General features: G+C 74.9%; 19 protein-coding genes. 6 read left to right on the top strand and 13 right to left on the bottom strand.

Annotated features, from left to right (window positions below):
- Positions 1–63: 63 nt before the first annotated feature.
- Both ACFVQG_RS28600 and ACFVQG_RS28595 read right to left on the bottom strand, forming a co-directional pair.
- The gene (locus tag ACFVQG_RS28600) at positions 64–1,137 is read right to left on the bottom strand and encodes a YncE family protein (protein WP_383388793.1); all 1,074 of its coding nucleotides are present in this window, start codon (positions 1,135–1,137) and stop codon (positions 64–66) included.
- Positions 1,138–1,238: 101 nt separating this feature from the next.
- Positions 1,239–2,966, bottom strand: coding sequence for a hypothetical protein (locus ACFVQG_RS28595; protein WP_383388791.1), 1,728 nt, complete (start codon positions 2,964–2,966; stop codon positions 1,239–1,241).
- Between the two features lie 98 nt (positions 2,967–3,064).
- Between ACFVQG_RS28595 and fes (ACFVQG_RS28590) the strand changes: the two genes are divergently transcribed.
- Positions 3,065–4,351, top strand: coding sequence for an enterochelin esterase (gene fes / locus ACFVQG_RS28590; protein WP_383388789.1), 1,287 nt, complete (start codon positions 3,065–3,067; stop codon positions 4,349–4,351).
- Here fes (ACFVQG_RS28590) and ACFVQG_RS28585 read toward each other — a convergent pair.
- From ACFVQG_RS28585 to fes (ACFVQG_RS28545), 9 genes are read right to left on the bottom strand one after another with little or no spacing between them, the layout of a single operon-like run.
- Positions 4,275–5,078 (bottom strand): 4'-phosphopantetheinyl transferase family protein, encoded by an 804-nt coding sequence (locus ACFVQG_RS28585; RefSeq protein WP_383388785.1) that lies wholly within the window; start codon positions 5,076–5,078, stop codon positions 4,275–4,277. The genes fes (ACFVQG_RS28590) and ACFVQG_RS28585 overlap by 77 nt on opposite strands.
- On the bottom strand, positions 5,075–8,947 hold the full coding sequence (locus ACFVQG_RS28580) for an amino acid adenylation domain-containing protein (protein ID WP_383388783.1): 3,873 nt from the start codon (positions 8,945–8,947) through the stop codon (positions 5,075–5,077). Before ACFVQG_RS28580 ends, ACFVQG_RS28585 begins: the two co-directional genes overlap by 4 nt.
- A complete protein-coding gene (locus ACFVQG_RS28575) occupies positions 8,944–9,174 on the bottom strand; it encodes a phosphopantetheine-binding protein (protein ID WP_383388781.1) in 231 nt (76 codons plus the stop codon). The genes ACFVQG_RS28580 and ACFVQG_RS28575 overlap by 4 nt, the downstream gene beginning before the upstream one ends.
- 5 nt (positions 9,175–9,179) lie before the next feature.
- A complete protein-coding gene (locus ACFVQG_RS28570; protein ID WP_383388779.1) occupies positions 9,180–9,824 on the bottom strand; it encodes an isochorismatase family protein in 645 nt (214 codons plus the stop codon).
- Positions 9,825–9,850: 26 nt separating this feature from the next.
- Positions 9,851–11,488, bottom strand: coding sequence for a (2,3-dihydroxybenzoyl)adenylate synthase (locus ACFVQG_RS28565; RefSeq protein ID WP_383388777.1), 1,638 nt, complete (start codon positions 11,486–11,488; stop codon positions 9,851–9,853).
- On the bottom strand, positions 11,485–12,669 hold the full coding sequence (locus ACFVQG_RS28560; protein ID WP_383388775.1) for an isochorismate synthase: 1,185 nt from the start codon (positions 12,667–12,669) through the stop codon (positions 11,485–11,487). Before ACFVQG_RS28560 ends, ACFVQG_RS28565 begins: the two co-directional genes overlap by 4 nt.
- A gap of 49 nt (positions 12,670–12,718) precedes the next feature.
- Positions 12,719–13,498: a 2,3-dihydro-2,3-dihydroxybenzoate dehydrogenase gene (locus ACFVQG_RS28555; RefSeq protein WP_383388773.1), complete on the bottom strand. Its 780-nt coding sequence runs from the start codon at positions 13,496–13,498 to the stop codon at positions 12,719–12,721.
- Entirely contained in the window at positions 13,495–14,466 is a 972-nt protein-coding gene (locus ACFVQG_RS28550; RefSeq protein WP_383388771.1) for an ABC transporter substrate-binding protein, read from the bottom strand. Before ACFVQG_RS28550 ends, ACFVQG_RS28555 begins: the two co-directional genes overlap by 4 nt.
- 45 nt (positions 14,467–14,511) lie before the next feature.
- Positions 14,512–15,831 carry an enterochelin esterase gene (gene fes / locus ACFVQG_RS28545; RefSeq protein ID WP_383388769.1) on the bottom strand — a complete coding sequence of 440 codons (1,320 nt, stop codon included), beginning with the start codon at positions 15,829–15,831 and terminating at the stop codon, positions 14,512–14,514.
- Between the two features lie 125 nt (positions 15,832–15,956).
- On the opposite strand from fes (ACFVQG_RS28545), the gene ACFVQG_RS28540 reads away from it, so the two are divergent.
- The 3 genes from ACFVQG_RS28540 to ACFVQG_RS28530 all read left to right on the top strand — a co-directional run bounded on the left by ACFVQG_RS28540 (position 15,957) and on the right by ACFVQG_RS28530 (position 18,667).
- The gene (locus ACFVQG_RS28540) at positions 15,957–17,036 is read left to right on the top strand and encodes a FecCD family ABC transporter permease (protein ID WP_383388767.1); all 1,080 of its coding nucleotides are present in this window, start codon (positions 15,957–15,959) and stop codon (positions 17,034–17,036) included.
- 8 nt (positions 17,037–17,044) lie between these two features.
- The gene (locus ACFVQG_RS28535) at positions 17,045–18,085 is read left to right on the top strand and encodes a FecCD family ABC transporter permease (protein ID WP_383388766.1); all 1,041 of its coding nucleotides are present in this window, start codon (positions 17,045–17,047) and stop codon (positions 18,083–18,085) included.
- Between the two features lie 75 nt (positions 18,086–18,160).
- The gene (locus ACFVQG_RS28530; RefSeq protein WP_383388764.1) at positions 18,161–18,667 is read left to right on the top strand and encodes a MarR family winged helix-turn-helix transcriptional regulator; all 507 of its coding nucleotides are present in this window, start codon (positions 18,161–18,163) and stop codon (positions 18,665–18,667) included.
- Positions 18,668–18,670: 3 nt separating this feature from the next.
- Here the strand turns inward: ACFVQG_RS28530 and ACFVQG_RS28525 are convergent, their stop codons facing one another.
- Positions 18,671–19,651: an SDR family NAD(P)-dependent oxidoreductase gene (locus ACFVQG_RS28525; RefSeq protein WP_383388762.1), complete on the bottom strand. Its 981-nt coding sequence runs from the start codon at positions 19,649–19,651 to the stop codon at positions 18,671–18,673.
- Between the two features lie 345 nt (positions 19,652–19,996).
- On the opposite strand from ACFVQG_RS28525, the gene ACFVQG_RS28520 reads away from it, so the two are divergent.
- Positions 19,997–20,380: a hypothetical protein gene (locus ACFVQG_RS28520; RefSeq protein WP_383388760.1), complete on the top strand. Its 384-nt coding sequence runs from the start codon at positions 19,997–19,999 to the stop codon at positions 20,378–20,380.
- A gap of 7 nt (positions 20,381–20,387) precedes the next feature.
- On the opposite strand, the gene ACFVQG_RS28515 is transcribed toward ACFVQG_RS28520, so the two are convergent.
- Positions 20,388–21,269 carry a LysR family transcriptional regulator gene (locus tag ACFVQG_RS28515; RefSeq protein ID WP_383388758.1) on the bottom strand — a complete coding sequence of 294 codons (882 nt, stop codon included), beginning with the start codon at positions 21,267–21,269 and terminating at the stop codon, positions 20,388–20,390.
- Positions 21,270–21,418: 149 nt separating this feature from the next.
- On the opposite strand from ACFVQG_RS28515, the gene ACFVQG_RS28510 reads away from it, so the two are divergent.
- Positions 21,419–22,522 (top strand): M20 family metallopeptidase, encoded by a 1,104-nt coding sequence (locus ACFVQG_RS28510; protein WP_383388857.1) that lies wholly within the window; start codon positions 21,419–21,421, stop codon positions 22,520–22,522.
- Positions 22,523–22,526: the final 4 nt, after the last annotated feature.

The raw sequence follows: 22,526 nt of genomic DNA, 5'->3' as shown, positions 1-22,526 counted from the left end.
CTTTCCCCCGAAGGGGGGACGGGGCCCGGCGGCGGACTGCGCCACCGGGCCCGCGCTACCACCTCAGCGGGCGAGGCGGATCCGGGTCAGCAGGTCCTCGCCCGCCGGGCCCGAGCCGGACTTGTCGACCACGTACGCCGTGCCCTCGACCAGTTCGACGTGGTTGGGGTTGGTCCCGGTGGCGACGGTCCCGACGACCGCCCCCGCCCGCGGGTCGACCACCGTGACGTTGGCGGCCCCGCGGTTGACGGCCAGGACGTTGCCGGTGCGCTCGTCGGTGGCCACGGACAGCGCGCCCGCGCCGGTGGCGACCGACTTGGTCAGGGTCCCCGCCTTCAGGTCGACGACCGAGACGGTGCCGCCGGTCTGGTCGGCGGTGTAGGCCGTACGGCCGTTGCGGGACAGGGCGACGGCGATCGGACCGTCACCGGCCGGGATCAGCCGCGGCTCCCCGGACTTCCGGGACACCTCGATGATCTGGTCGTTGTTCAGGTCGGCGGCGTACACCGCGCCGGTGCGCTCGTTGAGGGTGAGACCGGTCGGGCCGGTGCCCTCGACGGTGACGCGCCGGGTCTCCGTGAGCGTCCTGGAGTCGTACGCCACCAGGGTGCCGTCGCCGAAGCCGCTCGCCCACACGGTGTCGTGCTTCTCGTCCACGAGGATGTCGCGGGCGTGGTTGACGTCCGGCAGGGTGGCCAGGTGGGCGCCGGTCCGCTGGCTGTAGACGGCGACCGTGTTGTTGCGGGTGTTGGTCACCCAGACCGTGTTGTGCTCGTCGTCGACCGCGACGCCGTAGACCGCCTCACGGGCGCCCGTGGTCGCGTTGGTGACCGGAGGGACGATCGTCTGCTCGACCTCCAGGGTGTCCGGGTCCACCTTCAGCAGACGGCTGTCGGTGACCGGCGGACGGCCCACGGAGACGGTGACCCACAGGGTGTCGTTCCGCTCCGAGTACGAGGACTGGTAGAGGCCCTTCACCAGCGCCGCGGTCGTCACCTCGGCCACGGCCGGGGCGGCCGTACCGGCCGACGCGGTACCGGCGAGGGCGACGGTGCTCCCGGCGGTCAGGGCGACGGCCACCGCGGCCGCGAGGGCGGTGCGGCGGGTGTGACGGGCGTGTGCGGTGGAAGAGGACATGCTGAGTTCAACTCCTGCTGCTATAGGGGGTGTTGGAGAGGTGGGCCCGAGGTGGCCCGGCCGGGCGCCGGAGCGTGGCGCCCGGAGACTGGGGATGCCCGTCAGGCGGTGTCCGTGGCGCCGGAGGCGCGACGGCGGACGACGAGGATCGTGGTGGCCGCGGCCCCGGCGGCGCCGCCCGCCGCCGCGGCGGCCGCGGACCAGGCGATGGTGGCGTAGGAGACGGGCGCCTCTACGGCGGTGGCGGCGAGGGTCTGGGCCGTGGTGTCCGGGGCGGTGGTCGAGGAGGCCGCGGACGACTGCCCGGCCGCCGCGTCCGCGCCGGTGACGGTGAACTCGACCTTCAGGGAGGTGGGCGGGTCGGGCGCGAGGAAGCGCAGCCAGTGGGCGCCGACGGAGGTGTCCGCGGGGACGGTCACGTCACCCTCGTAGGAGCCGTCGTCGTCGGTCTTCCACTGGCCGAGGATGGCCTCGTCGTCGAGCTTGATGGTGACCGTCTCACCGGCCGGGAACCTGGTCACCTCGAAGTGCAGTTGCCCGCCCGGCTGGACCTCGCTGGCGGTGATCCCGGCCTTGGCGCCCGCCGCGTTGGTGGCGCTGGCGGGGGCGCCGGAGGCGGCGGGGACGGGGGTGGCGGACGAGCCGGAGGAGGACGAGGCCGAGGACGCCGCGGCCGTCGTGCCCGAGGTCACGGTGAAGCCCGCCTTCAGGCTCGTCGGCGGGTTCGGGGCGAGGAAGCGCAGCCAGTGCGCGCCCTTGGTGGTGCCGCCCGGGACGGTGACGCCCCCGGAGAACGAGCCGTCCGCGCCCACGGTCCACTGACCGAGGATCTTCGCGTCGTCCAGCTTCACCGTGAGCTGCTCGCCCGCCGGGAAGCCGGTCACCCGGAAGGAGACCCGGCCACCGGCGGCGACGCTGGAACCGGCGGTGATGGCGGCGGAGGCACCGGCCGTACTGCCGGACCCGGACCCTGAGCCGCCGGACCCGGAGCCGTTGCCCCCGGAGGAGCCGGGGTCCGACCCGCCCGACCCCGCGTCACCCGATCCGGCCGACGTCACCTGAAGGTCGGCCTTCAGACTGGTCGCCGGATCCGGCGCGAGGAACCGCAGCCAGTGCGCCCCGGCCGAGGTGCCCGCGGGGACGGTCACGCTCCCCGAGAAGGTGCCGTCCGCCGCCACCGCGTCGCTCCACCGGGCGAGGATGGCGCCGTCGTCCAGCTTCACCGTCACGTTCTGGCCCTTGACGAACCCGGTGAGCCTGAAGGAGACCTTGCCGCCCGCCCGCACGGACGACCCGTTGGTGAGCTTCACGGCGGGTTCGGCCGTCGGGCTGGGAGTGGGGGTCGGCGTAGGTGTCGGAGTGGGCGTGGGAGTGGGCGTGGGCGTAGGCGTGGGGGTTGGCGTAGGCGTGGGGGTCGGCGTAGGCGACGCCCCCGTCACCGTCAACTCCTCGCTCTTGACGCTGGTCTGCGGCGCCAGGAACCGCAGCCAGTGACCGCCGCCGACGCCGGCGTCCGCCGGGACGGTCACCGTCCCCGTCACGCCGCCGTCGTCCCCGATCGGGAACTGCTTCAGCAGCGTCGTGTCGTCGAACTTGACGCTGAGGGTCGCCCCGGCCGGGAAGCCGGTGGCGGTGAACGGCACGTCCCCGCCGGGCCGCACGGAGGTCGTGCCCAGGGTCACCGAGGGTGCGGCGGCGGCCAGTGCCACCTGTCCGGTGAGGTCGGTGTCCCGCGGGCTCGCCAGCGGGACGGACGACAGGGCGCCGAGTCCCAGCGCCGCCGCACCGGCCGCGAGCGCGAACACCCGGGATGGTCTGTGAGAGGTCATGAGAAGACTGCTCCTCGCAGTGAAGGAATGAGAGAAAAGTGGGTGAGGTTAGGCTTGCCTAATCGAAAGCTCAGCCTCGTCATACGGAGCCCGCCCCCATGCCCGTGTCCGTGCCGCCCGTGTCCGCACCGTCCGTGTCCGCTCCGCCCGAGGGTGCCCCGCGCCACCCGCCCCGGCTGCCCCGGCCGACCCCCCTGCCCCGGCTCACCGCACCGGCCCGCCCGCTGCCCGCGCCGGACGGCGTCGCGGAGTTCTGGGCGCGGGTCCGCCAGCAGGGCACACCCCTCGTCGGCCCGGACCCGGAGGGCGGCGCCGACCACCGGGCGGTGACCTGGCTGTGGCGCGGCACCCCCGCCACCCGGGCGGTCCAGGTGCTCCCGAACAAGCTCGGCGACCCACGCGACCCGGCGGGCAACCTCATGGCACGGCTGCCCGGCACGGACGTCTGGCACTGGACGCTCCGCCTGCGCCACGACTGGCGCGGCACCTACGACCTGTACGTCGACGAGGGCGACGGACCCGCCCCGGGAACCGGTACCCCCGAGTACTGGCGCTGGCTGCGCACCCGCCGCCGCACCGACCCGTTCAACGCCCGTACGCTTCCCCACCGTTGGGAGCCCGAGCCGGTCCCGTACGCCGAACTCCCGGCCGCCCCCAAGACGGCGGACTGGACGCCCCGCCCCGGCGTCCCCCAAGGCACCCTCACCGACCACGAACTCACGAGCACCCGCCTCGGCGGCACCCGGCGCGTCTGGCTCTACGCACCACCGCACCGCACGCCCGAACCGCTCCCCGTCCTCGTCCTGCTGGACGGCGAGCACTGGGGGCCCCGCCTGGGCCTCGGCCACCTGCTGGACAACCTGATCGCCGACGGCCGTCTCCCGCCCGTCGCCGCCGTCCTGCCGGAGGCGGTGGACGAGGCCACCCGCTGGGTGGAGCTGTCCTGCCGCCCCGAGTACGTCGCCTTCCTCACCGGCGAGCTGCTGCCCTGGGCGGCCGGACGGCTGCCGCTCACCGACGACCCGGCGCGCACGGTCGTCGCCGGGCAGAGCCTGGGCGGACTGACCGCCGCCTACGCCGCGGTCGCGGCCCCGCACCGGTTCGGCAACGTACTGGTGCAGTCGGGCTCGTTCTGGTGGCCCGTCGGCCCGGACCCGGAGTGGCTGACCCGCGCGATCGGCGCACTGCCCCCGACGCCGGTGCGGTTCCGGCTGTCCTTCGGCGAGCAGGAGTGGGTCGCCCTGCCCGCGGCCCGCAGACTGCGCGACGCGCTCGCCGCCGGTCATCGTCACGTCTCCTACCGGGAGTTCAACGGCGGCCACGACTACCTCTGCTGGCGCACGGAGCTGTCCGACGGGCTCGTGGAACTGCTGGGCGGGCGCTGAGCGCCTCCGGCACCACGCACGCGGCGGCCCATCCGGCGGGCACGCACACGTCGACGACCGTCCAGCCGGGCTGCCCGGCCGGACGCGCGCCCGTGCCCACGTACCGGTCCCGCAGCACCGCGCCGGACAGCCCGTCACCCGTCGCCTTCACCAGGGCCTCCTTTCGGGTCCAGCAGCGGGCGAAGGCCGCCGGACGCGCGGCGGACGGCAGCCCCGCCAACTCGGCACGCTCGCGCGGGTGCAGCGACCGGGCCCCGTCCGCCGCGAGCCGCGCCCCGGGCACGCGCTCGACGTCCACCCCGACCGGCCCGGCGGCCAGCCCCAGCAGGGCCAGCCCGTCGGTGTGGGCGAGCGAGAAGTGCACCCCGGCGTCGTACGGCCGGGCCACCGCGGGCCGACCGTGCGGTCCGCCGCACCCCGGGCAGGGCAGCCGGGTCAGTGGCACCGACGCGGCGGGCAGTCCCACGTACGCGCCGAGCACCCGCCGCAGGGCCGTGTGCGCGGCGACGTACAGCGCGCGCTCGGCGGGCCGCCGCAGCGCCTCGGCCCGGCGCCGCTCGCCCTCGTCCAGCACGGACACGTCGAGCGGCGGCCCGTCCTGCGGGGCGCGTACGGCCCACAGCAGCGGACCCGGCCCCAGCTCCGGGGGCGTCAGCCCCGGTCCCCGCACCAGCGGCCGGGGCCGCAGCAAGGCCTCCCGTACGTCCGTCACCGTCCCGCCCGTCATGCGTCCAGTTCCTTCAGCCGGGCGGCGAGCACCGCCGCGACGTCGTCGAGCCACCGGTCCCGCACGAGTTGGGGGTGCGTGCAGTCCAGGCGGTGGTCGGTGATCGCGCCGGTCACGTGCGCGGCCCACGCCTCATGGGTCAGCCAGTCCTCCGCGCGGGGCGCGGCGGCCGTGAAGAACAGCACGTCACCGTCGTAGGAGCGGTGTTCGTGGGCGCGCATCATGCGGGCGTGGTTCGGGACGATGTCGACGATCCGGGACAGGGTGTGGTCGGAGAGTCCGGCCAGGGGGCTGCCCGCGCGGCGCAGGGTGGCCAGGACGTCGTCGCGGGTGCGCTCGGTGGTGCGGTCGAAGCCCGCCATGCGCAGGACGGCGGTGAGCGCGTCGCCCTCCTCGGGCGCGGGCCGGTCCCGCCACTGCTCGGCGGGGAACGCGTCCAGGAGCGCGAGCAGTTCGACCTCCTCGCCCGCCTCCTGGAGCAGGACGGCGACGGTGTGCGCGAGGACCCCGCCGACCGACCAGCCCAGCAGCCGGTACGGCCCGCGCGGGCACAGCTCGCGGATGCGCCCGGCGTAGTCGGCGGCCTCCTCCTGGAGGGTGCGCGGCAGCGGCTCGGTTCCGGTCAGGCCGCGCGCCTGGACGCCGTACACGGGCTGCCCGGGACCCAGCCGGGCGGCCAGACCCGCGTAGCACCAGGCGATGCCGCCCGCCGGATGGATCGCGAACAGCGGCGGCCGGTCCCCTTCCGCGCGCAGCGGCAGTACGACGTCCAGGGCGTCCCCGGCGGCCGGGCCCGCGGCGTCCAGGCGGGTGGCGAGCGCGGCCGGGGTGGGTGCCTCGAACAGGGATCCGATGGTCAGCTCGACACCGAACTCCTCGCGTACCCGCGTCACCAGCCGCACCGCGAGCAGCGAGGTGCCGCCCAGGTCGAAGAACGCCTCGTCGGGCCCGGCCCGTTCCACGTCCAGCACCTCGGCGAACAGCCGGGTCAGCGCCGCCTCCCGGGCGTTCGCGGGACGCCGCGCGCCCTCGTCACCGGCGAAGACCGGCGCGGGCAGCTCACGGCGGTCCAGCTTGCCGTTGGGGCTCAGCGGGAAGGCGTCCAGGGGGATGACCGCCGCGGGCACCATGTGCTCCGGCAGCTCGCGGGCGAGCGCCGCGCGTACGGCGGCGGGGTCGGCGGTGCCGGTGACGTACCCGACGAGCCGGTCCTGGTGGACCAGGGCGCAGGCGCCGTCCACGCCGGGCCGGGCGGCCAGCGCGGCCTCGATCTCGCCGAGTTCGACGCGCTGCCCGCGCAGCTTCACCTGGTGGTCGGTGCGGCCCAGGTACTCGACCTCGCCGTCCTCGGTCCAGCGGGCCAGGTCGCCGGTGCGGTACATCCGGCCGCCCGCCGGGCCGAACGGGTCGGCGACGAACCGGGACGCCGTCAGCTCCGCCCGGCCGAGATAGCCGTCCGCCAACTGGACGCCCGCCAGATGCAGTTCGCCCGGCACTCCGGGCGGACAGGGCTGGAGGGCCGCGTCCAGGACGTACAGGCGGGTGTTCCACACCGGCCGTCCGATCGGCACCGGACCGGAGTCCTGCGGTCGGCAGGCGTGGTAGGTGACGTCGACGGCGGCCTCGGTGGGGCCGTACAGGTTGTGCAGTTCGGTGTCCGGCAGCGCGCGGGCGAAGGCGTGCGCGGTGTCGCGGGGCAGCGCCTCGCCGCTGACGAACACCCGGCGCAGCGCCCGGCCGCGGTCGGCCGCCTCCGGCGCGGTCAGGAACACCTGGAGCATCGACGGCACGAAATGGCAGACGGTGACGGCCTGTTCGCGGATCACCCGGGCCAGGTAGGCGGGGTCCTTGTGGCCGCCCGGCTCGGCGACGACCAGCGCGGCGCCCTCCCGCAGCGGCCAGAAGAACTCCCACACGGACACGTCGAACGACGACGGCGTCTTCTGGAGCACCCGGTCCGCGCCGTCCAGCGGATACGCGTGCTGCATCCACCGCAGCCGGTTGTCGATCGCGCGGTGCGGTACGACGACGCCCTTGGGGTGGCCCGTGGAGCCGGACGTGTAGATGACGTACGCCGGGTGTGCGGGGGTGAGCGCCCGCGCCGGGTTCACCCAGGGACGCGCGGACACGTCGAGACCGTCCAGGGCGACGACCGGGACGCCGTCGCTCTCCGGGAGCCGGTCCGCGCGGTCGGCGATCGCGCACACGGGTGCCGCGTCGCCCAGCATGTACGCCAGCCGTGGCGCCGGGTAGTCCGGGTCGAGCGGCAGGTACGCCGCCCCCGACTTCAGCACCGCCAGCAGTGCCACGACCAGCTCCGCCGAGCGCGGCACCGAGACCGCCACCACCGCGCCCGGGACGGCGCCCAGGTCGCGCAGATGGTGGGCGAGCCGGTTGGCGCGCCGGTTGAGTTCGCCGTAGGTGAGGCAGACATCGCCGTACACCAGGGCCGTCGCGTCCGGGGTGCGGACGGCCTGTGCCTCGATCGGGCCGATCAGGGTCGTCGGCGGGACCGGGTGGTCGGTGCGGTTGAACTCGTCCAGGACGAGGGCCAGTTCGGCCTCGGTCGCGATGGGGTGGGCGGCCAGTGGCAGATGCGGGTCGGCGGTGGTGAGCCGGTCGACCAGGTGGCGGAACCGCTCCTGGTGGGCGGCGAGCCGGTCGTCGTCGTAGAGGGCGGGGTTGCCGTCGTGGTCGATGCGCGGGCCGCGGCCGTCCCCGCGGTCGTAGATGTTGACCGTCAGATCGTCGACCGGCCCGGCGGACAGGTTCCGGGCGCGTGCCGGGGCGCCCGCGAAGTCCACGCCGTAGTCGAACGGCATCACGTTGACCAGCGGTCCCACCAGGGCCCGGTGCTCGCCGAGGAGGCCCAGGTCGCGCCGGATGTCCTCGTAGCGGTAGCGCTGGTGGCGGCGGATCTCGCGGATGCCGAGCACCACCTGCCGTACCAGGTCGGCGAAGGACGTCTCGGGGCAGACGGTGAGCCGCAGCGGCAGGACGTTCATGACCATGCCGGGCACGCGCAGCGCGACCGAGCCCATCCGGCCCATCATGGGCAGCCCCAGCACCACCTCGCGCCGGGCGGTGGCGCGAGCGGTGTAGAGGGCCTGCGCGGCGATCAGCAGATCCGGCCAGGTGGCGCGCAGCCGGGCGGCCACCTCCCGCAGCCGCTGGGCCGTCTCCGGGGGCAGGTGCGTCGTACGGCGGCGGAAGGTGCGCGAGGGCAGCGCGCCGCGGCCCGCCAGGCGCGGGGCCTCGGGCCGGTCCGCGAACGCGCCTGTCCAGTGGGCGCGGTCGGCGGCGAAGGCGTCGGAGGCGCGGTAGGCGGTGTCCTCCGCGACCAGGTCGGCGAGGCCGCCGAAGGAGCGCGGCGGCGGTGTCCCGCCGCGGGCGAGGGCCGTGTAGACCTCGGCGGTGCGGCGGACGAGGAGCGAGTAGCCGTAGCCGTCCATCACCAGGTGGTGGATGCGCTGGTACCACAGCCAGCGCCGCTCGCCGACGCGGAACAGGGCGTGTCCGAACAGCGGTTCCGTGGCCGGGTCGCGGGGCTCGGCGAGGTCGGCGCGCATCCACGCCTCCGCCTCGGCGACACCGCCCGCCTCCCGCACGGTCAGCGGTACGTCGGTCGTCTCCGCCAGGTACTGGCGCGGCCCGTCGGGGGTGTCCACGATCCGCACGCGCAGCGCCTCCGCCTCGGCGGTGACCTGCCGCAGGGCGGCGGCGAACAGGTCCGCGTCCAGCGGGCCGTCGATGTCCAGCACCTCGGCGGTGTTCTGGGCGGGGCTGAGCGGGTCGAGGGCCCGCGCGTACCACATGCCGGACTGGGCGGCCGTCAGCGGGAGTCCGGTCTCCGTGGCGAGGGGGCTCATGCGGCTGCCCCCAGCAGCGCGGCCCAGGCCACCACGGAGGGCTGCTCGGCGAGATCGGCGAAGTCGGCCTCGACGCCGTGGTCCCGGCGCCAGCGCTCCAGCAGCGCCATCACCCGGACCGAGTCCAGGCCGTAGTCGACCAGGTTCTCGTCGACGGGGAGGGCGGCGGGGTGCTCGCCGAGGCTGTCGGCGACATCGGTGTGGATCTGCTCCAGGGTGAGGGCCATACGGCTCAGACCTCCTTGGACACGGGGGCGAACACGGCGTCGGCGGCGGTCACGACCGCGCAGCGCCCGGCGGCCCAGCGCAGCGCCATGTCGTGGTCCGCCCGGGAGAAGTCGGCGACGGCGTCGGCGACCACGAACGCCTGGATGTCCCGCATCCACGCGTCACAGGCGCTCATCAGCACCCCGATGTGCGCGTACACACCGACGACCACCAGTTGGTCGCGGCCCCTCTCGCGCAGCAGCCCCTCCAGTTCGGTGCGGACGAAGGCGCTGTACTTCCACTTGGTGAGCACGGTGTCGCCGGGCACGGGGGCGACGGCGCCCGGCACGGCCAGCGCCTCCGGGTCGTCGGCGGCGCCCGGGCCCCAGAAGTCGAGCTGGAGCCCGCGCTCCTCGAGCGTCTGGCCGCCGCGCTGGGTGGAGTACACGACCGGCACGCCGAGCGCGCGGCTCCGGGCGAGCAGCCGGGCGGTGTTGTCGAGCAGACCGGCCAACGGCTGTTCACCGGCCGGGAAGGGGGCGAGGAAGTGCTGTTGCAGGTCGTGTACGAGCAGCACGGCGCGCGCCGGGTCCACGGTCCAGTGGACGCGGTTGGCGGGGAGTTCGGCCGCGGTGGGCAGCGGATAGGCGGCTATCGCGGGGAGTGCCATGGGGCGGGGGCCTTTCGGAGGGCTGGTCAGGAGGTCGTGGGGGTGGCGCGCAGCCGCTGCTTGCTGACCTTGCCGACGCCGGTCCGCGGGAAGGCGTCGACGAACTCGACGAGGTCGGGGACCTTGTAGGCGGCGATGCCGCGCTCGCGGACGAACCGCTTGACGTCGACGGGCCGCAGTGGTCCGGCGCCGGGCCGGAGGACGACGTAGGCCAGGGAGCGTTCGCCGAGGTACTCGTCGGGCACCGCGACCACCGACACGTCGTGCACGGCGGGATGGGCGAGGACGATGTTCTCGACCTCCTCCGGCGCGATCTTCTCGCCGCCCCGGTTGATCTGGTCCTTGGCGCGCCCCTCGACGACCAGATGCCCGGTCGGGGTGCGGCGCACGATGTCGCCGGTGCGGTAGAAGCCGTCCTCCGTGAACGCCCGGCTGTTGTGCTCGGGCGCCCGCCAGTAGCCGCGGATGGTGTACGGGCCACGGGTCAGCAGGTGCCCGAAGTCGCCGTCGGGGACCTCGGCCCCGCTGTCGTCGACGATCCGGATCTCGTCGGCGGGGGAGAGGGGGCGGCCCTGGGTGGTCACCACCGTCTCCGGGTCGTCGTCCAGGCGGGTGTAGTTGACCAGGCCCTCCGCCATGCCGAAGACCTGCGTCAGACGGCAGCCGAGCGCCGGTTCCAGCCTGCGCGCCGCGGCCTCGCTGTACTTGGCGCCGCCGACCAGCACCAGCTCCAGGCTCGACAGGTCGCACTCGCTCGCCGGGGCCGCCTCGGTCCACAGCAGGGCCAGCGGCGGCACCAGCCCCGTCATGGTGATCGCCTCCCGTTCGACCAGCGCGAACGCGGTCTCCGGGTCGGGGTTCGGGCACAGCACCGCCGTACCACCGGCGTGGAGCACCCCGAGCCAGCCCGGCGAACTCATGGGGAAGTTGTGCGCGGCGGGCAGCACCACCAGGAAGCGGGTGTCCGCGTGGACACCGCAGATCTCGTTGGAGCCGCGCAGCGAGTACACGTAGTCGTCGTGGGTGCGCGGGATCAGCTTGGACACGCCCGTCGTGCCGCCCGAGAGCTGGAGGAAGGCCAGCTCGTGCGGGCGCGGCCCGGGCAGCGGCCCCGACGGCTCGGCCGCCACCTCGGCCAGGGGCGTGTGTTCGCCCGGCTCGCCGACGACGAAGACGTGCCGCAGGCTCGGCGTCCGCTCCCGCATCCGGCTCGCCAGTTCCCGGTGGTCGAAGCCCGCGTGCCGGTCCGGGACGACGTACGCCACCGCCTCGGTGAAGGCGCAGAAGTGGGCGATCTCCGTCTCGCGGTGCGCGGGCAGCGCGAACACCGGCAGCGCGCCGACGCGGTACAGCGCGAAGCACACCTCGACGAACTCGCCCACGTTCGGCAACTGCACCACCACCCGGTCGCCCCGGCCGATCCCGCGCGCCGTGAACCCCGCGGCCAGCCGGTCGGCACGCTCGTCCAGTTCCCGGTACGTCCAACTGCGGCGGACCGGCGCCGGGTCGACGAGGGCGGTCCGGTCGGGGTGCGCGGCGGCGCGGTCGCGGAGGAGACCGCCGAGGGTCTCACCGCGCCAGTACCCGGCCGCGCGGTACCGCTCGGCGCACTCCGGCGGCCAGGTGGGCGCGTCGGTGCCGGGCGTCAGAACGGCGCCGCTCACAGCTCGGCCCCCACCGCGTGCAGGAACGTGCGGAACTTGGCGGCGGTCTCCGCGGTCTCCGCCTCCGGCGACGAGGCGGCCACCACCCCGGCGCCCGCGAACAGCCGCAGCGAACGCCCCTCGGCCTCGGCGCAGCGGATGGTGACCACCCACTCGCCGTCCCCGTCGGCGTCCTGCCAGCCGACCATCCCGGTGTAGGGGCCCCGGTCGAACGGCTCGGAGGCGGCGATGACCTCCCGCGCCACCTCGGTCGGCGTGCCGCACACGGCCGGGGTGGGGTGCAGCGCGGACGCCAGGTCCAGCGCGGTCACCTCGGGGTCGGCGAGGTCGCCGGTGACGGTGGTCGACAGGTGCCACAGCGCGGCGGTCCGCACCAGCGTCGGCCGCTCCGGCACCGCCAGGCGGTCGCAGTACGGCGCCAGCGCCTCGCGTACGGCGGCCACGACGACGGCGTGCTCGTGCAGGTCCTTCTCGGACTCCAGCAGCGCCACCGCCCGCCGCACGTCCTCGGCCAGGTCGGCGCTGCGCGGCGCGGACCCGGCGAGCGGGTTGGCGGTGAGACGGCCCCCGTGCCGGGCGACGAGGAGTTCGGGGCTGGCACCGACCAGGGTGCGGCCCGGCCCGCTGGGCAGGGCGAAGGTGTACCCGGCGCGGTCGCGGCGGGCCAGGCGGCGCAGCATCGCGGGCAGGTCGGGCTCGGTCGGGCAGGTCAGCTCCAGGGTGCGGGCGAGGACGACCTTGTCGAAGTCCCCGGCCCGCATCCGCGCCACGGCGGCGGCGACCGCGGCCCCGTACTCCGCGGGCGCGGGCACCTCGCGCACCCGCCAGTCGTGGCGCGTCGGCCCGGAGTGCGGGACGGGCAGCGCCACCAGCGGGTCCTCCCGCAGCGGCGGTGCCCAGCGGACCGTCTCCGGGACCGCCAGCGCGGCCGGGGCGTCCGGCGCGAACGGCAGACAGCCCATCACCAGCGGCGTCGCCGCGTCCGGGCGGCGCAGTGCGGCGAGGGCGTCCCGCACCTGGGCGGGCCGGGATATCCCGGCGGCGGTGCCATGGCCCAGCAGGGTGTGCCGGGGCGAGGCGAGGAAGCGGTCCGTGGCGGGCCGGTAGGCGTCCAGCAGGGCGGTCGCCGCGCCGGGGGAGACCAACTCGGGTGTGGTGGCTTCGTACAGGGACGTGGACATGGGTGTCTCCTGAAGGGGACGCACGAGGGGGGAGCGGGGGGAGAGCCGGTCAGGCCCGGAGGGTGGCGCCCCCGTCGACGTACAGGTCGTGCAGGGTGATGTGCCGGGCGCGGTCCGACGCCAGGAAGGCGACGGCCTCGGCGATGTCGGCGGGGTCGGCGATGCGGCCCAGCGGGATGCCCGTGCGGTGGGTCGCCGGGTCGCCCTCGATGATGAGTCGGGCCGCGGTGGCGTCGTCGGCGCCGGACGCCGCCCACATCGCGCGCTGCATGTCGGTGAGGGTCGAGCCGGGGCAGACGGTGTTGCAGCGGACGCCGCTGGCGGCCACCTCCAGGCCGAGGCACTTGGTGAACATCACGGCGGCGGCCTTGGACGCGGCGTAGGCGGCCATGCCCGCGCGGGGCACACCGGCCGCGTTGGAGGCGACGGTGACGATGCTGCCGTGGCCGCGCTCGGCCATCCGGCGGGCGGCGCTGCGGGAGACGTGCAGGACGCCGCTCGCGTTGACGGCGAACGAGGCCGCCCAGTCCTCGTCGGAGAGGTCCACGACATGCGTGCCGCGCAGCACCCCGGCCACGTTGACGGCGATGTCCAGCGGGCCGAGGGTGCGTTCGGCGTCCTCGACGGCGGCTTCCACGGCGGCGGGGTCGGTGACGTCGAGGGGACGGGCGGTGACGTGTGCACCGGCCAGCTCGGCCACGGCCGCCCCGTCCAGGTCGGTGGCGAGGACCCGGGCGCCCCGCTCGACGAGGGCGGTGACCACCGCGGCGCCGATGCCCCGGCCCGCCCCGGTCACCAGGGCGAGACGACCGGCGAGTTCGCCGGTCACGAGGCGAGCGCCTTGGTCAGGTCGTCCAGCACGATCCGCGCGGCCAGCGGACCGCCCGCGCTGTTCCACGCCGAGCCCTCGATCACGACGACATGCCCGTCCCGCTCGGCCGAGAGCCGGGCGAAGTTGGCGACCTGCCGCGCCTCGCCGTACGCCTTCTCGCCGTCCGCGAGGGTGCCGAGGACCCCGAAGAACAGCCAGTCGCCGTCGATCGTGGACAGCTTCTCCAGGCTGACCGGCTCACTGTGCCCGGTGCCCACGCCCCGCTGGTCCTCGGGCCGGTCCAGGCCCAGCTCGGTCAGCGTGGAGCCCACGTGGTTCACGCCCCGGCCGACCACGGACGGCGCCCCGTTCTGCCAGCGCACGACGCTGACCACGGCGCCCGCGTTGGCGCCGAGGCCCTTCTCGGTGGCGGCGACGTCCGCCTCGAAGCCGTCGAGCCACCTGTCGCCCTCGGCCCTCTTGTTGAGCGCGTCGGCGGTGGCGGTGAACGCCTTCTTCCAGTCCTCGTTGAGCTTGGCGGTCACCACGGTCGGCGCGATCGACTCCAGCTTGGCGACCTCGTTCTTCACGGCGGTGGTCTCGTCCAGCAGGATCAGATCAGGCCGCAGCGCGGCCAGCTTCTCCATGTCGGCCTCGGCGACGGTCGCGATCACCTGCGCCCCGGCCGCCTCGTCGGCGAGGTAGGTGGACACGCCCCGCTGGCCGCGGCCCGCGGTGGTGCCGACCGGCTCGACGCCGAGGGCGAGCGCGGCGTCCAGCGTGGGCTCGCTCAGCGCGACGACCTTGTGCGGGGTGGCCGGTACCTCCACCGTGCGGCCCGTGGCGTCGGTGATCCGCCGGGTGTCCGACGCCTGGGCCCCGGTACTGCCGCCGTCGCCGCCGCAGCCCGTGAGGACCAGGGCTCCCGATACGACGGCCGCGGCGGACGCGAGGACCGCGCGACGGGAGATCCGTGCAGAGGACATGTACTCAGGCTCCTTGGAGAGAAATGGGGGAAGGGGAGGAGGTGATCAGGCCGCTCGGCTGCCCAGCAGCCGCACCAGACCCTCGGCGAGGGCGCCGTGCCAACAGGCGTGGTCATGGCCGCCGTTGTAGGTGTCGTGGGTGACCTGGTGGCCGTTCGCGCGCAGGGTGTCGTACAGCAGCCGGGTCTGCTGGACCATGGGCCCCTCGTGCAGGCCGACGTCCAGGTGGAGCCGTAGCGGACCCGACGGTGCCGTGCGGTAGCGCTCGACGAGCCAGGGGGCGCCGAGAACCGTCGGTACGGGCCCGTGCCGGGGCGGCAGACCGGGCCGCCACCACAGGGACGGCGACTGGGCGAGGACGGTGCCGAACCGGTCGGGCCGCAGCAGCGCCGAGTACAGCGCGGTCACGGCGCCGAGGCTCTGCCCCGCCACCACGGTCCGCCGGGGGTCGGCGGACAGGGGCCAGCGTGCTGCCGCCCAGGGCAGCAGTTCGTCCGCGAGGAACACCACGAAGGCGTCCCGGCCGCCGAGTTCGCGCCAGCGGGTGTGCCGGTCCACGGCGTCCGGCGCCAGCACCGCCAGCGGCGGCAGCGCGCCGTCGGCGATCAGCGCGTCCAGCGTGTCACCGAACCCGAGCCGCCCGAACCACATGTCGCCGTCGCACAGCACCAGGACGGGCAGCGGGGACGCGCCGTCGTCCGGCCGGTGTCCCGGCGGCAGGTAGACCCAGGTGCGGCGTTCCCCGCCGAGCGCGGCGGTGGCCACCCGGAACGACTGGACCGTGCCGCCCGGCACCCGGCCGCGTCGCCCGGCCCACGGCTGGGCGGGCGCCCCGGGCAGCTCGAACAGCGAACTGGCCGCCGACCGCCAACGGGTCGGCACCATCCGCCTGTTCAGCGGGTCCGCCGCGGCGTGCGCGGACAGCGACCGCAGCCGCTGCTGGAGCGGGCCCGGGTCGGTGGGCGGTTCCTTGGGGGAGATGTCGGCGGCCATCCGGTAGGTGCCGCGGTGGTCGGCGCGCAGCCGCAGCCCCAGGTGCCAGATGTCGGTGCCGGGCACATGCTCCAGCAGCGAACCGGCCAGCCGTTCGCGGTCACCGACGCGATTGGCGCACAGCAGCACCTGGCGGGTGGCCCGGTGACCGCGCCACAGGAAGGTGACGGCCCGATGGCCGGGCTCCGACTCCAGCTCCTCGACCAGCGGGGTGCCCAGGCGCTCCGCCTCGCTCCAGAACTCGGCCGTCAGGGCGGCGCGCCCCGTGGCGTCCGCGACCGCCAGCCGGTCCACCAGACGGGCCAGGCGCGGCCCGGTGATGCGCCGGGGCCGGGTGTCGTGGTGGGTGTCCACGGACTCGAGGACTGACATCTCTCCCCCTTCTCGTCGCCGCCGATCCGGTGAATTCGGGCAGGCCGAAGGCGTGTTGGGCATGCGACCACTCGGTGTCGACAGGATCGTCAACACCTTTGGTTAGGTTAGCCTAAGCTAAGCACATGTTGATCGGAACGAGTTCCCTACCGGCCGGTAACCGGCTCCCCGGCAAGGCACCGGACAAGGCCCCCGACCTCCCGCGAACCCACGCCAGGAGATCCCCGCGCACGGCCGGACTCCTGCTCGGCGTCGCCCTCCTGGCGGCGGCCACCGCCCTCTCCCTGGCGGTCGGCACCCAGCACATCCCGCTGGGTCAGGTGTGGTCCGCGCTGCTGTCCCCGTCCGGCACCGAACACGACGCGATCGTGCGGGAGTTGCGGCTGCCGCGCACCCTGATCGGCATCGCCGTCGGCGCCGCGATCGGCCTCGGCGGCGCCGTCATGCAGGTCCTGACCCGCAATCCGCTCGCCGACCCCGGACTGCTCGGCGTGAACGCGGGAGCGTCCGCCGCCGTCGTCACCGCGATCAGCGTCCTCGGCATCACCTCGTTCACCGGCTACCTCTGGTTCGCCCTCGTCGGCGCCGCCCTCGCCGCCACCGCCGTGCACGCCCTCGGCGGCGCCCGGCACGCCACCCCCGTCCGGCTCGCGCTGGCCGGAACCGCCGTCAACGCCGCCCTGTTCGGCTACGTCAACGGCCTCCAGCTGGGGAACCTCGACACGCTCGACGAGATGCGCCACTGGTCGGTCGGCACCCTCGCCAAACGCGACGCCGACCTGCTGCTCACCGTGGCGCCCCTGCTGACCGCCGGGGCCCTGCTCGCCCTCGCGCTGGCCCGGCCGCTCGGCGCGCTGGCCCTCGGCGAGGACCATGCCCGCGCCCTCGGCACCCACGTACGGCGCACCCGGATCCTCGCCGTCCTCGCCATCACCCTGCTGTGCGGCGGCGCGACCGCGCTGTGCGGCCCGATCGGCTTCCTCGGCCTGATGATCCCGCACGCCGCCCGCGCCTTCTGCGGCCCCGACCCACGCTGGCTGCTGCCCTGCTGCGCCCTGTACGCGCCCGTACTCCTGCTCGTCTCCGACGTCGTCGGCCGCGTCCTCGTACCGCCCTCGGAGATCGAGGTCGGCACGGTCACCGCCTTCGTCGGCGGGCTCCTCTTCATCCACCTGGTACGGCGGCGGAAGGCGGCCCAGCTGTGATCACTCCCGTGCTGACCGAACGGACCCCCGTGCTCCGCACCGGCCGCTACTCACTGCGCTACGACCCGCGCACCCTGCTGGTCTGCGCCCTGATCGCCGCGCTCACCGCCGCCACGGCCGTCCTCGCCCTCGGCACCGGCAGCTACCAGCTCTCCCCGGCCGAGGTCGTGCGCACCCTCGCCGGGAGCGGCCCGCCCGGCGCCGACTTCATCGTGCTCGACCTGCGGCTGCCGCGCGCCCTGGTGGCGGTCCTGGTCGGCTTCGGGATGGGCATGGCGGGCGCGGTCTTCCAGTCGCTGACCCGCAATCCGCTGGGCAGCCCGGACATCACCGGGTTCGGCAACGGGGCGTCGGCGGGCGCACTGGTGGCGATCATCCTCTTCGACGCCGGGGCACCGCAGACGGCGCTCGGCGCGGTGTGCGGCGGCTTCGCGACCGCCGCCGCCGTGTACCTGCTGGCCTGGCAGCGCGGGGTGCACGGCTACCGGCTGGTCCTCGTCGGCATCGGCGCCTCCGCCGTCCTGGGCTCCGCGACCAGCTTCCTGTACGTGCGCGCCGACATCGGCAAGGCGGCGCAGGCCGCGGCCTGGATGATCGGCTCGCTCAACGCCCGCGACTGGACCGACGTGCGCGTGGCCGCGCTCGGACTGGTGCTCCTCGCCCCGGTCGTGCTGGCGTGCACAAGGCGGTTGGCCCTGCTCGAGATGGGCGACGACACCGCCGCCGCGCTCGGTGTGCCGCCCGAGCGCAGCCGACTGGTGCTGCTCGGCGCGGGCACCGGGCTGACCGCGCTCGCCGTCGCCGCGGCCGGTCCCCTCCCGTTCGTCGCCATGGCCGCCCCGCAACTCGCCCGCCGCCTCACCCGCGCCCCCGGGCCGAACGTCCTGCCCGCCGCCTGGACGGGCGCCCTCCTGGTGTCCGCCGCCGACCTGGCCACCCAGCGCGTCACCGGCTCGGCGATCCTGCCGGTCGGGGTGGTCACGGGCGTGGCGGGAGGGGCGTATCTCGCGTGGCTGCTGCGGGGGGAGCGCAGGGCGGGACGGGTCTGAGCGCGCGGGGTGGCGGGGGCCCGACCGGCGACGCCACATAGTTGCGTTAGGCAATGACATGGTGAAAGCGCCCACATGCCCACTCCGCCGCCCCCGGCCGACCCCGCTTCCCCGGAAGTGGCCGAGATCGAGCGAGCCCTCAGCCGCATCGCCTACCTGGGCACCCGCGCCCGGCAGCACGACCGGCTGATGGCACTGGCGGGCGTCCCCCTGGACCGCGCCGCGGTGGCACTGCTGCGCCAGATCGCCGACACCGAGCCCCTGCGGCCCGGGGAACTGGCCCACCGGCTGGGCGTGGAGGCCTCCCACGCCACTCGTACGGTGCAGCAGTTGCACCAGGCCGGGTACGTCAGGCGCGTACCCGACCCGGACGACCGCCGCGCCCAGCGCATCGAACTGACCACCGAGGGGCGGCAGGCCATCAGCCGCATCCGGGAGGTCGCCGCCCAGGGCATGCGGCTGGCGCTGGCGGACTGGAAGCCCGGGGAACTGCGCCAACTGGCCGCCCCCTTCCACCGGATGGTCGACGACTTCGTGGCGTACGCCGCCGACGAGGAGGCCGAACAGCAGGTCCCGGCGTAGGGCTCAGCCCTTGAGCAGCCGCTCGCTCAACTCCCAGAGCCGCTGGGCCGATCGCGGGTCGAGGGCGTGCGACGCCACCTCGGCCGGGACGCTGTCCGCGGTCAGGGGCCTGGGCTCGTCGTCGACCGGCGAGATGTCGTTGTCCTTGAGGTAGACACCGCCGATGTCGGCCAGCAGCGGGCTGGTCGCCGCGAACACGATGGTGCTCGCGCCCTGCCGCGGGGTCTTCTTCCCGCGCTCGGGGTCGATGACCGGCCGTCCGGCCTCGTCGATCAGCCCCATCGCCCGCAGGCCCTCCGCGCCCGCGGCGCTGTTCAGCGCCGTACCGACCACCACTCCGGGGTGCACGGCGTAGCCACGGATCCCGTCCCCGGCCCAGCGCCGGTCCAGTTCGACGGTGAACAGCACATTGGCGAGCTTGGACTGCGCGTAGGCCGTCCCGGGGTCGTACCCGCTGTCGAAGTGCGGGTCGTCCCACCGGATGGCGCCGAACCGGTGGGCTCCGGAGGTCACGTTGACCACGCGGGAGCCGTGGGCGGCGCGCAGCGCGGGCAGTAGGCCGAGGGTGAGCTGGAAGTGGCCGAGGTGGTTGGTCGCGAACTGCACCTCGTAGCCCCGGGCGTCCCGTTCGCGCGTGCCGGGGGCCGGTACGCCGACGCAGTTGACCAGGATGTGCAGCGGCCGGTCGGAGGCGAGCCAGCGGTCGGTGAAGGCGTCGATCGACGCCGGGTCGCTCAGGTCCAGCCGACTCACCCCGACGCCCCCGATCCCGGCCAGCCCCGCCCCGGCCCGGTCCGGGTCCCGCGACCCCACGGTCACCGACGCACCGGCCTTGACCAGCGCACGGGTGACCTCGCGACCGATTCCGGCATGACCGCCCGTCACGATGACGTTCCGGCCGGTCAGATCGAGCCCGGCGACGACCTCTTCGGCCGTGGACGCGGGGGTGAAACCGGATCCGACGGGGTGCTGTGCGTGCGTCATACGAGCTGTCCTCTCGGGTCGAGAGCGGAGCCGCCCAGGGAAACGGAACGGCGCTCCGCTTACGCTTCCAAGATATGGAACAGTGTTCCGCTTGGCAAGTGGGGTGTCCGCCCGTGCGCCCTGGATCGGTGACCGTCACAGGCCCGGAAACGGGCCCGTACGCGGCTTCGACGGGCCCTCGACCGTCCTCCGGGGGCACTTCGCGCCACCGGGTCAGCCGCCTCCCGGCAGTGGCCCAGCGGCCAGCTCACGCCTCCGTCGCATGCCAATTGACCTGGTGTTCTACGGGAATCCGCATGACCTGACCGAGGCTCTGACGGGAACTTCGGAGGGGATCCATGAGCGGTGGCCCTACGGTGGCACGACCGCCCAGGTGACAGGCTCGTCAGCTTCGCCGACAGCGCGCCCACACCCGAGGGCGGCACCCACGTGGCGGGTTTCCACGACGGTCTGACCGCCGCGGTCAACGCGTACGCGCGCGGGCGGCGGTCGCTCACCCCGGCGGACCCCGGTCTCGACGCCGACCGGATCACCGAGGGCCTCACCGCGGTCGTGTCCGTGCGGCTGGACCACCCCGAGTTCCTCGGCGCCACCCGCGGCAGACTGGGCGGCGCCGAGGTGCGGGCCTGCGTCGAGGGAGCCGTCCGCGAACACCTCGGCGCCTGGCTGGAGGAGCACCCGGAACAGGCCGCGGCCGTCGTCGCCCACCTCGTCCGGGGCTGCCGCTGACGGGCCCTCACACGGCGTCGCGCAGCAGGTCCCTCAGCCGCAGCGCGGCGGGCAGGGGCGTGGCGGGAAGCGCCACATGAAGGGTGCGGCGCAGGGCCGGGTCGGTGAGGTGCCGCAGGACGAGTTCGGCGGGGACCGCGCGGGCGGCCAGTGAGGGGACCAGCGCCACCCCCAGACCCGCGGCGACATAGCCGAACTTGCCGGTCCACTCCGCGATCCGGATGACCTTCCGGGGGGTGAAGCCCGCCCGCGCGCAGGCGTCGGCGAGGAGGGTGGCCCGGTCGCCGTAGGCGCTCTGGAGCCAGGCCTCGTCGCGCAGTTCGGCCAGGTCGACGGGGTCGGTTCCGGCGAGGCGGTGCCCGCGCGGGAGGGCTACGAGGAGTTCGTCCTCGCACAGGACGGTCGTCGTGATCCCGTCCGCGGAGGGCAGGCCGGACGGGTAGTCGCTGATCACGGCGAGGTCGAGCGCCCCGTCCGCGACGCGCCGCACGAGCGTGCCGGTCGGCCCCTCGACCGCGACCACCTCCACCCGCGGCTCGGCGTGCTGGAGCGCCCGCAGGGCGGACGGCAGCAGCGAGATGTTGGCGGTGGCGAAGGCCCCCACGTGCAGCAGCCCGCCCCGCCCGGCGTGCAGCACCGCCAGTTCCCGCTGTGCCCGCGCCAGCCGGTCGAGGACCTCCAGCGCGTGCCGGTGCAGGGTCCGCCCGGCGGGACTGAGCCGTACGCCGCGCGGGAGCCGGACGAACAGCGGTCCGCCCGCCCGCTGTTCGAGGGTGGCGATGCGCCGGGACACCGCGGACTGCGTGTAGTTGAGCCGGTCCGCCGCTCTTGTGAACGAGCCGGTCTCGGCCACGGCCACGAGCAGCCGGAGCGCGTCCAAGTCGAACACCGCCACTCCCTGGGATCCCCTTGGCGGTACCCATTCCCGAGCGTCATGGATGCCATGCGAAGCAGTCGCTGGTGGCATGCCTCGCCCGCTTCTACGGTCGCACCAGTGGCTCTCACGGGGTGCGAGGGGGAAGCGTGTCGTTGCGCGAGATGCTGTCCGATCTGGAGGAACTCGTCCGCTGCGAGTCCTTCTCGGCCGACCACGCGGCGGTGGCCCGCAGCGCCGAGGTCGTGGCCGCGCTCGGGGCGCGACTGCTGGGCGCCCGGCCCGAGGTGATCGTGGTCGACGGGGTGACCCATCTGCGGTGGAGCGCGGGAACCCCGCGCGTGCTGCTCGTGGGACACCACGACACCGTGTGGCCGTCGGGCTCGCTGCGCACCCACCCCTGGTCGGTGGCCGACGGGATCGCCCGGGGGCCGGGGGTCCTGGACATGAAGGCGGGGCTGGTCCAGATGTTCCACGCGCTGGCCTCGCTGCCGTCCCTGGACGGCGTGTGCGTCCTGGTCACCGGGGACGAGGAGGTGGGCTCCCCGACCTCCCGGCAACTGATCGAGGACGCGGCCCGGGCGTGCGGGGCCGCCTTCGTGCTGGAAGCGGCGGCGGACGGGCACGGCGCGCTCAAGACCGCCCGCAAGGGCACCTCACGGTACGAGATCGTCGTACACGGCCGGGCCGCGCACGCGGGACTGGAGCCGCACCAGGGGGTCAACGCCGCCGTGGAGGCCGCCCACCAGGTGATGTCCCTCGTCGGCATCGGGGCGTTGACGGCCGCCGACGGCGCCACCGTCACGCCCACGCTCCTGTCCGCGGGCACCGCACGCAACACGGTCCCCGCGCTCGCCCGGCTCTCCGTGGACGTGCGCGCCCCGACCGGGGCGGCACAGGACCGCGTCGACGAGCTGGTCCGGGGCCTCACCGCGCGGACACCCGGCGCCCGCCTGGAGGTGCTCGGCGGCCGACAACGCCCGCCCATGGAACCGGAGGCCTCCGCCGACCTGTTCGCCCTCGCCTGCCGGACCGCCACCGACCTGGGACAGCGGCCCCCGCGCGGGATCGCCGTCGGCGGAGCCTCGGACGGCAACTACACCGCGACGGCTGGCTGCCCGACCCTCGACGGCCTGGGCGCGGTCGGCGGCGGCGCCCACGCGGACACCGAGCACGTCGACACCGCGTGGATGGTGCCGAGAGCCCGCCTGCTCGCCCGGCTCGTCACGGCGGTCGCCGACGGCCGACCCTGTGGTGGGCCCCGGTGAACTC

It is taken from the genome of Streptomyces sp. NPDC057877 (assembly GCF_042796855.1).
Taxonomy (GTDB): Bacteria; Actinomycetota; Actinomycetes; order Streptomycetales; family Streptomycetaceae; genus Streptomyces.
The sequence above is the reverse complement of the archived record's forward strand: the minus strand, read 5'-3'. Positions and strand labels throughout refer to the sequence as shown.

What these genes read in the sequence shown, in the direction of transcription:
- ACFVQG_RS28600 (WP_383388793.1), bottom strand. Translation starts at nt 1,137, where the DNA reads ATGTCCTCTTCCACCGCACACGCCCGTCACACCCGCCGCACCGCCCTC.
- ACFVQG_RS28595 (WP_383388791.1), bottom strand. Translation starts at nt 2,966, where the DNA reads ATGACCTCTCACAGACCATCCCGGGTGTTCGCGCTCGCGGCCGGTGCG.
- fes (WP_383388789.1), top strand. Translation starts at nt 3,065, where the DNA reads ATGCCCGTGTCCGTGCCGCCCGTGTCCGCACCGTCCGTGTCCGCTCCG.
- ACFVQG_RS28585 (WP_383388785.1), bottom strand. Translation starts at nt 5,078, where the DNA reads ATGACGGGCGGGACGGTGACGGACGTACGGGAGGCCTTGCTGCGGCCC.
- ACFVQG_RS28580 (WP_383388783.1), bottom strand. Translation starts at nt 8,947, where the DNA reads ATGAGCCCCCTCGCCACGGAGACCGGACTCCCGCTGACGGCCGCCCAG.
- ACFVQG_RS28575 (WP_383388781.1), bottom strand. Translation starts at nt 9,174, where the DNA reads ATGGCCCTCACCCTGGAGCAGATCCACACCGATGTCGCCGACAGCCTC.
- ACFVQG_RS28570 (WP_383388779.1), bottom strand. Translation starts at nt 9,824, where the DNA reads ATGGCACTCCCCGCGATAGCCGCCTATCCGCTGCCCACCGCGGCCGAA.
- ACFVQG_RS28560 (WP_383388775.1), bottom strand. Translation starts at nt 12,669, where the DNA reads ATGTCCACGTCCCTGTACGAAGCCACCACACCCGAGTTGGTCTCCCCC.
- ACFVQG_RS28550 (WP_383388771.1), bottom strand. Translation starts at nt 14,466, where the DNA reads ATGTCCTCTGCACGGATCTCCCGTCGCGCGGTCCTCGCGTCCGCCGCG.
- fes (WP_383388769.1), bottom strand. Translation starts at nt 15,831, where the DNA reads ATGTCAGTCCTCGAGTCCGTGGACACCCACCACGACACCCGGCCCCGG.
- ACFVQG_RS28540 (WP_383388767.1), top strand. Translation starts at nt 15,957, where the DNA reads ATGTTGATCGGAACGAGTTCCCTACCGGCCGGTAACCGGCTCCCCGGC.
- ACFVQG_RS28530 (WP_383388764.1), top strand. Translation starts at nt 18,161, where the DNA reads ATGCCCACTCCGCCGCCCCCGGCCGACCCCGCTTCCCCGGAAGTGGCC.
- ACFVQG_RS28525 (WP_383388762.1), bottom strand. Translation starts at nt 19,651, where the DNA reads ATGACGCACGCACAGCACCCCGTCGGATCCGGTTTCACCCCCGCGTCC.
- ACFVQG_RS28510 (WP_383388857.1), top strand. Translation starts at nt 21,419, where the DNA reads ATGCTGTCCGATCTGGAGGAACTCGTCCGCTGCGAGTCCTTCTCGGCC.